This is a genomic window from Pseudomonas sp. NDM (assembly GCF_003105095.1).
Lineage (GTDB): Bacteria > Pseudomonadota > Gammaproteobacteria > Pseudomonadales > Pseudomonadaceae > Aquipseudomonas > Aquipseudomonas moraviensis_A.
In genome coordinates, this window is sequence record NZ_QETJ01000051.1 from 24139 (window position 1) to 31237 (window position 7099).

The following is a 7099-nucleotide window of genomic DNA, read 5'->3' on the forward strand; positions in this document are numbered from 1 at the left end:
CACCCCAGCCCTCTCCCAGAGGGAGAGGGGGAAAGGGAGCAGATCTTCATGCTTTTCAAACCCGAGTTCGGCACGGAATTTCAGGTCGATGTATCAAGCCTAAACACCTCGATCAGTCCCCTCTCCCCCCGGGAGAGGGCTAGGGTGAGGGGCATCTGTCAGGCCTCCACCACTTCCCCGGACACCACCTCTTCGTCCCTGCGCACAAACCGGTTCGCCCGGCCAAACGTGCCGAAATCATTGAAACGCACGCCCATCTCGCGCATTACCTTATGCGCCACCGGCACCGTCATCTGGCGAATGTAAAACGGCTCCTTCACCACGAAATGATGAATCCCGTGACTGCTGCCGAAGTTGAAGCAGAACGCCTGCAACGGCCACAGCCACCACGGGTTCAGCACCTGACATTGCTGCAGCACGTTGCCCGGTTCGACGTCGCCGTAGTAATGCATGTTCGAGCTGATGAAATGCAGGCAAAAAGTGCGCAGCACGTTCGGGCCGATGATCACCACGGCGGCGATATCGATCACCTGCATTACCGAAAGCGTGGTGGCCGACCACTCGATTGGCGAGCCCAGCAGGGATGCGATGCCGTTGGCCGCATGAAAGCCGAGAAACACATACCACGCGCCCCAATGCAGCAGCGCCAGCGGTGCGTAAACCTTGAGCACGCGTTTGCCGATGCTCAGCTTGTGCGCCCAGGTTTTGGCCCGCAGCAGGCGGATGAACGCCGACATGAGGTTGTCGCCCACCATCAACAGGCGCGCAAAACCCCACGGCTCGCCGTTGGTGATCGCACGCTCTTCCATGTCGGCTTCGGTGCCGGACACCTTGTGGTGGTTGAGGTGCAGATGACGGCGGATCCACGGGTTGATCGTGCTCGGCCGCGCCAGCCAGACCAGGCCCATCATCAGGTTGTGCGGCACGCGCTGCTTGCGGAAATACATGCTGTGGATCAGGTCGTGCTCAAGCTCATGGGTCAGCGAGGCGAAAAACCCATTGAGCAGCAGGCACACCCACCAGGCCATATGGCCGGTGATGTACAGCGCCGCTGATCCAATCATCCCGGCCAGCGCGAACGCCAGAATCCCCACGCCCAGAGCATCCTGATGCTGGAGAATCGGGTAGCGCTCACGCAACTCCACACCTTTGGCCAGCACCACCTGGCGAATACGCGCCGAGCGCTGCGCCGCATTCAGTCGTTCAGGGCTTGCAGAAGTACCGTCCATGCTTCCATCCTCCGGTCTAAGATGTGTGCATCGTGCCTCGCCGGGGCTTGAACCGCGCTAGCCAAGAACGCCAACCTGTTGACCGGACGCGCCAATCAGCATGAAGGAACCGACCTCCCTCGCCAGCTGGACCCGTGCCCTGCGCAAACAACTCGACGCGCTGGGTCTGGACAGCCTCGCCCTGTGCCAGCAGGCCGGGCTCGACCCGACGCTGATGGACGACCCTAACGCGCGTTATCCGCTGTCCGGCACCACGCGTTTGTGGGCACTCGCGGTTGAGGCCAGCGGCGATCCGGCGCTGGGCTTGCGCGTGTCGCGCTTCGTCAGCCCGACCACGTTCCACGCGCTCGGTTATGCACTGGTGGCCAGCGGCAGTTTGCGCGAGGTGTTCGAGCGCATCGTGCGTTATCACCCGGTGGTCAGCGATGCGCTGGAGCTGGAACTGAGCCGCCGCGAAGACCGCTATCAATTCCGCCTGAAAATCCCCTCAGGCAACCCGGCTCCGGCCTTCGAAGCCATCGACGCCTTCGCGGCGATCTACGTGCGCACCTGCCGCAATCGTCTCGGCCGTGACTATGCACCGCTGGCGGTGTATTTGCGCCGCCCGGAACCGCACGACGCCCAGCAATGGCACAAAGTCCTCCGCGCGCCAGTGTATTTTTCCGCCGCCGAAGACCGCCTGGAGTTCGCCCTCTCCGACTTCGACAGCCACCTCGATGACGCCAACCCGGAACTGGCCGAACACAACGAAGCCGTACTCAAACGCACCCTCGCCCAGCTCAAACCGCTGACCTGGGAACGCAAAGTGCGCGATGCCATTGAAGAACAATTGCCCGAAGGCGAACCGAGCGCCGAACGCATCGCCCAGGCCTTGCACCTGAGCCTGCGCAGCCTGCAACGGCATCTTGCCGACGAAGGCTGTCGCTTCGACACCCTGCTCAACGAAAGCCGTGAAAACCTCGCGCTGTTGCACCTGCGCGATCCACAGTGTTCGTTGAGTGAAGTCAGCTATCTGCTGGGCTTCGCCGACACCAGCAGCTTCAGCCGCGCGTTCAAGCGCTGGACGGGGATGACGCCGGGGCAGTTTCGGGATCAGTTGCGCTGAGTTTTAACTGTTGCGCAGGCTGCGCGCCAGACCGGCCGACCATTGTTCGATCATTGCAGCGCCCACCTCTGCGAAGGCAGGATGATTTGCGCTGTACTCCGCCATTTCGCCCAGCGCTTGCTGTACACCCTGCGCGACCATTTGCAGTAACTGGTTGCAACGCGCTTCACTTAGATTGCAGGCCGTACGACCAAACCTGGTAAGCATTTTATGCTTGGGCCACGCCTTCGAACCGCCCAACAGCAGTGCCATACTATCGCTCTTGATGTACACCGACGTGGTGATGATGTCGTACGCCGGAGCCAGCCTGACCAATGCGCGCTCGCCACAATCCTCATAGAGCACGCCAAAGTTTTTCAGGTGGGCATCGCCGTTTTTCAATGCCGCCGATAAAGCGACAATCTTGAAGAAAGCTTCCAGTGCGTGCTTGAGTAATGAGGGCGAAACAAACGCCTTGATTTGCCGTGCGACTCCTTCGTAAGAGCCATCGTATTTGGCCTTCGACGGCCAGCCGTTGAGCACGCAAAAGTCTTCGAAACCGAGGTATCCGGTGTCGCTCAAGTCAAAACGCTCGATGACGAGAAATTTGCCATGCTCGCTGAGTTCGAAATGCGGCACGTCGAGGCCACAAAGTTGCGCAGCGCGCAGGCAGAAATATTCGTTGGTTGCCAGCTCGGGATACTCTTCGGCACGGAAGGCTTTGACCAGATGAGTCGAGCCTCGGTGCGTCAGTCGGTCTATTGCAGCGGCACTGTCACGCACCAATACTTTGGGCTGCACGCCTGAAACCCCGGAATACTGCCCGTAAGTCTGCAAAAGATCCTCGAACAAACCTTGCGCACCGTCATGAACCAACAACTCAGCGAGCGAGATTTCAGGTGGACGATCAGTTGTCGATGCGCTCGCGATCGAAAGACGCCCGAGTTGATGCGGGCCGACGATACTTAGTAAAGCGAAGTCATCGAAGCCGCGCACGGCTTTGCTGAAACGCCGGACCAACTCATCGCGCAACGCACCTTCAGGAAGATTCATCTCGAATATCGGATGAATGCCGCGTTCACAACCATAACTTTCCAGGCGTGTCGGCATGGTCAGCGAAACGGCATTTTCATCAATCGCATCGTCCCGATAGCTGAACACGCTGTCGACATCTGCGTGCCCGCGCCCCAATCTTCCAACCTCATGGCCGCCGACGCAGACCTGCAAGCGGTCCAATGCCTCAGCCATGGAAGTTCAACTTGCGCAGCGTGTCGAGTGTCGGCCGTCGAGAGGCGCGGGGGATTGCGGCCAATTCGTAGCCGAATCCGTTAAGAATGGCTTCGACTTTACGCAGACCGATTTCCGAGATTGTGTTGTTTTCAATCCCCGAGATTGTTGCGCGGCTCATGCCGTATTGCTGCGCCAAAGCTTGCTGGGACAGCTTTTCAGCCTTACGCAAGCTTCTGATCAACTCGCCAATTTTTTCCATCACCGCCCCAAATGCATTGTTTACAATGCAAATCCACCAAAAAAATTTAATTGCATCATAAACAATGCAATTAAATGAGCTTAGCGTAGATGGTCAGCCATCGCTAACGTCTTAACACCGCCCCTCAAACCCCAACTCAAACCCCGTCCCCGCCACATCACTACTCACCCGCACCTGCCCGCCATGCAACTGCATGATCGACTGCACTATCGCCAGCCCCAACCCGCCCGAATCGCCCGGTTCGGCTCGCGAAGGGTCGACGCGATAAAAGCGGTCGAACAGTTTGCCCAGATGCTCAGGCGGGATGATCGGGCCGTGGTTGTGCACTTGCAGCCAGCACATACCCGGTTCATCGCGGCGGCGAAGGCTGATCAGGGTGCCGGGGTCGGCGTGACGCACGGCGTTGGCCAACAGGTTGCCGAGGGCGCGTTGCAGCAGTTGCTGGTCGGCGGGCAATTCGCCGTGCATGCGGTTTTGCAGTTGAAGGTCGCGGTCATCGGCCAGGGCTTCGAAGTAATCGCAGAGCTCGTCGCCGACGCTGCGCAAGTCCAGTGTTTGCAGGTTGAGCGCGCGTTCGGCCTGTTCGGCTCGGGCGAGAAACATCAGGTTCTCGGCCATGCGCTTGAGCCGTTCGAACTCTTCCATGTTCGAGGCCAGCACGTCCTGATATTCCGCCGTGCTGCGCGGATGGTTCAGAGCCTGGCCGTTGCTGGCCAGCAAGGTGTGCAACGGCGTGCGGATTTCGTGGGCGAGGTCGGCAGAGAACTGCGACAGACGCTGCACACTGTCGTCCAGCCGCGCCAGCATGGCGTTGAGCGCGTGCACCGGCTCGCGCAATTCGGTCGGCGTGCCCTCGGTAGGCAGGCGTCGATCGAGGCTGCGCAGATCGATGTTGCGCACCGCTTCGCTCAACTGATGCAACGGTTGCAGCCCCCGACGCAGCAACAACAGGCCCAGCGCAAAGGCGAGCAATGCGCCGAGGCCGACAGCCAGATACAGGCGCAGGCGATAACTGCCGAGCATCTGCTCGCGCTCGCTGAGCACTTTGCCGGCGATCACCGTCAGGGTTTCACCGTTGGGGCCTTGGGCCTGACCGGACAGCAATGCCAGTTCGGCACCGTCGCTGGCCTGCCAGGTGAGCACGTCGCGGCGTTGCGGCAGTTGTTCTCGCGGTAATGCATTGAGCGCTGGCAATTCGCGCTGACGCGGGTTGATCGCGATCACGCTGGAGCCGTCGGCGCGGCGCACCAGCAGCAGGCTGTCGAGATTGCCGAGCATGTTCTGGTACAGCCGTGGCCGTGCCTGCAAAGCGTCAAGACTATCGCTGTCAGCGAGCAAGGCACGCACTTGTTCCAGGCGTCCAAGCAAGGCCATGTCGTCACGGAAAGCCAATTCGGAGGCCAGCGAGCGGTAGAGAAAAACGCCGATTGCGCTGAGTACCAGCGCGCAGACCACGGCGAAGGCCAGCGCCAGACGCCAGGCGATCGATCTACTCCACATCGTCCGGCGCTTCCAGCTGATAACCGACGCCACGCACGGTGTGGATAAGTTTCGGCATGTACGGGTCGTCGACCTTGGCGCGCAAGCGTCGGACTGCGACTTCGACCATGTTGGTGTCGCTGTCGAAATTCAGGTTCCACACCTGCGAAGCGATCAGCGTGCGCGACAGCACTTCGCCCTGGCGGCTGGCGAGCAACTGCAGCAAGGCAAACTCTTTGTTGGTCAGGGCAATGCGCTGGCCGCCGCGACTGACCCGGCGGCGCAACACGTCGATCTCCAGATCAGCGATGTTGTACGACTCGGCTTCGCGCATCGGCCCGCGTCGCAGCAGCGTGCGCACCCGCGCGAGCAATTCGGCGAAGGCGAAGGGTTTGAGCAGGTAATCATCGGCGCCCAGCTCCAGCCCACGGACGCGGTCTTCGATGGCGTCCTTGGCGGTGAGAAACAGCACCGGTGTCGCGCCGCGCTGGCGGATCAGCTGGAGCAATTGCCAGCCGTTGAGACCGGGCAGCATCACATCGAGGATGATCAGGTCATAAGCCTGCTGCTCGATAAAATAGCGGCCGTCGAGACCATTGAGCGCCACATCTACGGCAAAACCCGACTCGCCCAGGCCCTTGGCGAGGAAATTGGCGGTTTTGGCTTCATCTTCTACGACCAGCAAACGCATGGCACACCTCGATTGTTCAGGCACACAGGCTAGGCGTGTTCGGCGTCGTTGCCCATTACAAACTTGTAATCCGCCTGACGGGGTTCTGACGAAGTGCGCCGGTTAAGGTGCAGACATCCCCATTCGGAGCCTGCCCATGACCGTCAAGTACCTTGTCGCCAGCCTGATCCTCGGCCTCAGCGGCGCCGCGAGCGCCACACCGGAACTGCCGCGCCACGCCGACCTCGATCTGAAAACCGCACGCTGGCTGGCCGACAAGGCGATGAGCAGCTGCACCGGCACAGTGTCGGTGCTCGACCGTGGCGGCAACCTGTTGGTGACGCTGCGTGGTGACGGCGTCGGCCCGCATAACACCGCCGCCAGTCAGCGCAAGGCCTACACCGCGCTGTCGACCAAGACCCCGACGCGGCTGTTCGCCGAGCGCGCCCGCAGCAACGCGGAAACCGCCAACCTCAACACCCTCGACGAATTGCTCTTGCTGGGCGGCGGCATTCCGCTGTTCGCCGGCAGCGAACTGGTCGGCGCCATGGGCGTGGCCGGTTCCGGCGGCGGTGAGCAAGACGAAAACTGCGCCCTCGCCGCCGCCGACAAAGCCGGCCTGACCATCACCCGTTCCCACTAAGGAGATCCACCATGACCACCCTGCGCATGACCCTCGCCGCCCTCGGCCTGAGCGCTGTTTCCAGCCTGGCGCTGGCCGCCGGCAACCCGCTGAGCGTGCACGTGCTCAACCTGGAAAACGGCCTGCCATCACCGGGCATCAACGTCACCCTGGAAAAACACGTCGGCGAAAACTGGCAGCCACTGGCCCAAGGCACCACCAATGAGCAAGGGCGGATCGCCGAACTGTTCCCGGCCAAACAGCCATTCGAGGCCGGTGAATACCGCGTGGTGTTCAAGACCGGCGAGTACTACCAGAAGATCAAGCACGAAACGTTCTTCCCGGAAATTCCGGTGATCTTCCAGGTCAAGCAGACCGATCAGCACTACCACATCCCGCTGCTGCTGAGCCCGTACGGTTTCTCGACCTATCGCGGTTCCTGATCCAAACGTAGATCCCCTGTAGGAGTGAGCCTGCTCGCGATAGCGATCTGTCAGTTGATTCATGTGTGACTGACATACCGCTA

The 7099-nt window shown here is 60.9% G+C and carries 8 protein-coding genes; 3 read left to right on the forward strand and 5 right to left on the reverse strand.

Annotated features, from left to right (window positions below; all coding sequences use genetic code 11):
- Positions 1-158 precede the first annotated feature (158 nt).
- Positions 159-1229, reverse strand: coding sequence for a fatty acid desaturase (locus DCO47_RS13135; protein ID WP_116658235.1), 1071 nt, complete (start codon positions 1227-1229; stop codon positions 159-161).
- 100 nt (positions 1230-1329) lie between these two features.
- Here DCO47_RS13135 and DCO47_RS13140 point away from each other — a divergent pair, with 100 nt between their 5' ends.
- Positions 1330-2334, forward strand: coding sequence for an AraC family transcriptional regulator (locus DCO47_RS13140; protein ID WP_042610181.1), 1005 nt, complete (start codon positions 1330-1332; stop codon positions 2332-2334).
- Positions 2335-2337: 3 nt separating this feature from the next.
- Here the strand turns inward: DCO47_RS13140 and DCO47_RS13145 are convergent, their stop codons facing one another.
- The 4 genes from DCO47_RS13145 to DCO47_RS13160 form a co-directional block, all read right to left on the reverse strand.
- The gene (locus DCO47_RS13145) at positions 2338-3561 is read right to left on the reverse strand and encodes a type II toxin-antitoxin system HipA family toxin (RefSeq protein WP_065615340.1); all 1224 of its coding nucleotides are present in this window, start codon (positions 3559-3561) and stop codon (positions 2338-2340) included.
- A complete protein-coding gene (locus DCO47_RS13150) occupies positions 3554-3802 on the reverse strand; it encodes a helix-turn-helix domain-containing protein (RefSeq protein ID WP_042610179.1) in 249 nt (82 codons plus the stop codon). The genes DCO47_RS13145 and DCO47_RS13150 overlap by 8 nt, the downstream gene beginning before the upstream one ends.
- Before the next feature lie 111 nt (positions 3803-3913).
- Complete coding sequence (locus DCO47_RS13155) at positions 3914-5302, reverse strand: heavy metal sensor histidine kinase (protein WP_116658236.1); 1389 nt, start codon at positions 5300-5302, stop codon at positions 3914-3916.
- Positions 5292-5972, reverse strand: a complete 681-nt coding sequence (locus DCO47_RS13160) for a heavy metal response regulator transcription factor (RefSeq protein ID WP_064361631.1) — start codon at positions 5970-5972, stop codon at positions 5292-5294. Before DCO47_RS13160 ends, DCO47_RS13155 begins: the two co-directional genes overlap by 11 nt.
- A gap of 136 nt (positions 5973-6108) precedes the next feature.
- Here DCO47_RS13160 and DCO47_RS13165 point away from each other — a divergent pair, with 136 nt between their 5' ends.
- Positions 6109-6594: a heme-binding protein gene (locus DCO47_RS13165; protein ID WP_065615337.1), complete on the forward strand. Its 486-nt coding sequence runs from the start codon at positions 6109-6111 to the stop codon at positions 6592-6594.
- A gap of 11 nt (positions 6595-6605) precedes the next feature.
- Positions 6606-7016, forward strand: coding sequence for a hydroxyisourate hydrolase (gene uraH / locus DCO47_RS13170; RefSeq protein WP_042610175.1), 411 nt, complete (start codon positions 6606-6608; stop codon positions 7014-7016).
- Positions 7017-7099 lie beyond the last annotated feature (83 nt).